Source organism: Pseudolactococcus laudensis (genome assembly GCF_013449735.1).
GTDB classification, from domain to species: Bacteria; Bacillota; Bacilli; order Lactobacillales; family Streptococcaceae; genus Pseudolactococcus; species Pseudolactococcus laudensis.
In genome coordinates, this window is record NZ_JACBNY010000054.1 from 1 (window position 1) to 2,738 (window position 2,738).

At 40.3% G+C, this 2,738-nt stretch carries 2 protein-coding genes; one reads left to right on the forward strand and one right to left on the reverse strand.

Going from position 1 to position 2,738, the window contains the following annotated elements; all coding sequences use genetic code 11:
- On the reverse strand, window positions 1–2,422 hold a 2,422-nt coding region (locus HZR21_RS11355), incomplete at its 3' end, for a mucin-binding protein (RefSeq protein ID WP_425485324.1).
- A gap of 158 nt (window positions 2,423–2,580) precedes the next feature.
- On the opposite strand from HZR21_RS11355, the gene HZR21_RS11360 reads away from it, so the two are divergent.
- Window positions 2,581–2,738 (forward strand): transposase (locus HZR21_RS11360; RefSeq protein ID WP_180747699.1); only part of this gene is annotated, 158 nt, incomplete at its 3' end.

Genomic DNA, 2,738 nt, shown 5'->3' on the forward strand with positions numbered 1-2,738 from the left:
CAGTAACGTTATCGACAACGACTGTTCGTGTGAAGTTGACAGAATCAGTGTGCTGCTTGGCCACTACGTGTCCATCCTGATCAACATAGCGGACGGTCTCATGGACCGTCTTATCATAGTTGGTGCGAGTTGGCCACTTTGGTCCATCTGGTTCATCTGGATTGATTGGCGCTCCCGGTGTCTGTGGATCCGTTGGATTCACTGGCGTCAGCCGATGCTTCAAGTGAACCGTGAAGTTCTGATCAGTTGTGTCATCATTGTCGAATGTCAAATCTGCGGGATAGCCATCAGTAACCAACTCATACCCGTGTTTCTTATAATCCGCAATGTTGCCACTGGTACTATAACTAGATTTCGAGCCCGTTGTTCCTGAAATTGAATCCGTCTTTAAAGTTTTTCCGGTCGTATCATCAACGTAGCTGACACTACCTGTTTGCTGATCTGCGGTATAGGTGATCGTTGTATTTTTACCAATATCAGAAGGTGTTGGTGGAATATAGCCCTTAGTACGATCATCGGGATCAACTGGCACCAAAGGAGCCCCCATATGATCTTCAGGTATATAGCCAGGAATAAAAGCAATAACCGGATAATCAGGCACCGATGAATCAGCAATCTTAGTAGGGTCAATAGGATCATTGGGATAAATAATTGATTTTGTCGATCCATCAGGATTAGAGACGACCCAGTTGCCGAGCTTTCTGTAAACATACTTAACATCAGAGGTTTGTGGAATATATGGATTTTTAATTGCGGTTGTCGTAGAACCTATTGGATACTTTATCGCAGGATCTGAGGGCTTTATATTTGTCCATGTCTTGAGAACTTTTCCATCTTGAGCAATTGAAGCAGACATTGTTCCATCTGAACCAGTCTGAGTGTAAGTAACAACTATTCCATTATGAAAGTCTTTAACATAACTAGCACCAATCTCTCCGTATGGTGACATAACGCCATTTGAATTAGAAGGTGCAGTAGCATAGTAACCATTTATAACATTTACGTTGCTGGTCGTATAATTTTGGCCAACTAACCCTTTTTGTGTATAAGCAACAACCGGATTACCATTACTGTCGGTGATTTGCTTGCCATCTTTATCAACGTAATAGGTTGTTTGTGTGATCAATTTGGGTACAATATAAGATAGATTATTGTAGTAGCCACTATCATATTTACTAGCAACATATTTAACAGCAAGAGGATTTCTTGAACTTTCAACCATCGCAGAATAAGTATCATTATAGTAGGTAGTGCCATCAAATACAGCAGATGGTACCTTAGTATTTTTATTTAAAGTGTATTGTTTTAAAACTGCATTTGATCGCGATAATTCCGTTACATAAACAATTCCATCGCCCGTTCGATTAGTTGAAAGAACAATCTGGTGTCCATAATATTGTGTTTGCAACCATTCATAACTGTAATGAGATTTATCTGGATCAATCCACATTCCAGATGGATAATCTGGATCACTAACTGAGAAACCCGTATTGGTAACTGAACCTGACAATACCTTTCTACCGTAGTTTTGAGCAAACTTAGTTGTAACTATTGCACTTCTTTTGACAATTCGTCTTTGGTTAATAGAATGTGTATTCTCTCTATTACCACGCTTGTTATTATCCACTGTTTCCACAGAATTTTCATACTTTGCATTTGTCTTAACTTCAGTGCTGTTTGACGTGCTCGCTGCACCTGTCTTGCTTAAATTGCTTGCAGATGCAGAGTATTCATTAGTGCTGGTGGCATTAGCTGAATCGGCCTGCGTTGCACTGCTACTACTTGCACTGGGCGTTTCAGTCTTTACTGCACTACTGTTACTTGCACTGGTTGAATCGGCCTTTGTTGCACTGCTACTACTTGCACTGGGCGTTTCAGTCTTTACTGCACTGCTGTTATTTGCATTGGTCGTTTCAGTCTTTACTGCACTGCTGTTATTTGCACTGGTTGAATCGGCATTCGTTGCACTGCTACTACTTGCACCGGTCGTTTCAGCATTCTTTGCACTGCTACTACTTGCACTGGTCGTTTCAGCCCTTACTGCAATACTGTTATTTGCATTGGTCGTTTCAGTCTTTACTGCACTGCTGTTATTTGCACTGGTTGAATCGGCATTCGTTGCACTGCTACTACTTGCACCGGTCGTTTCAGCATTCTTTGCACTGCTACTACTTGCACTGGTCGTTTCAGCCCTTACTGCAATACTTGAGGTACTGGCAGCTGCCACATCAGCTGACACTGGCCGACTTGTAACTAGCATCCCTAATCCAAGTGCAAACATTGATGCACCGATAACTAGCCATCCTTTGTGAGATTTAACCATTTGGAATCGAGTTGTTTCTTCTACATAATGGACTTTATTTTTCTTACCGATGATTTTACGCATGTTTTGTTGTATCCTTTTAGAATTATTTAATTTCATTGGAAAATAAATACGTCGTGCTATCCTAATCTTAAACCACTAAGCATTAGAAAGCGAACGAATTATATAACTTATAATAGCACACTTCCAAAAGTTTTTGTGATGTTATCCTTAAATCTTAGAGTCACTATTGTATAATTTAGACAAAGGACAAAAACATGCAAAAATGCTACTCAAAAGAATTTAAAAAAACCCTTATCGCCTTCTATCATTCTGGTCAATCCGTCACCCAGCTGTCTAAAGAATACGACGTGGCCCCTGCAACAATTTATAAATGGATAGACCTCTACTCTAAATCTAATGAAAGCTCCGTCTC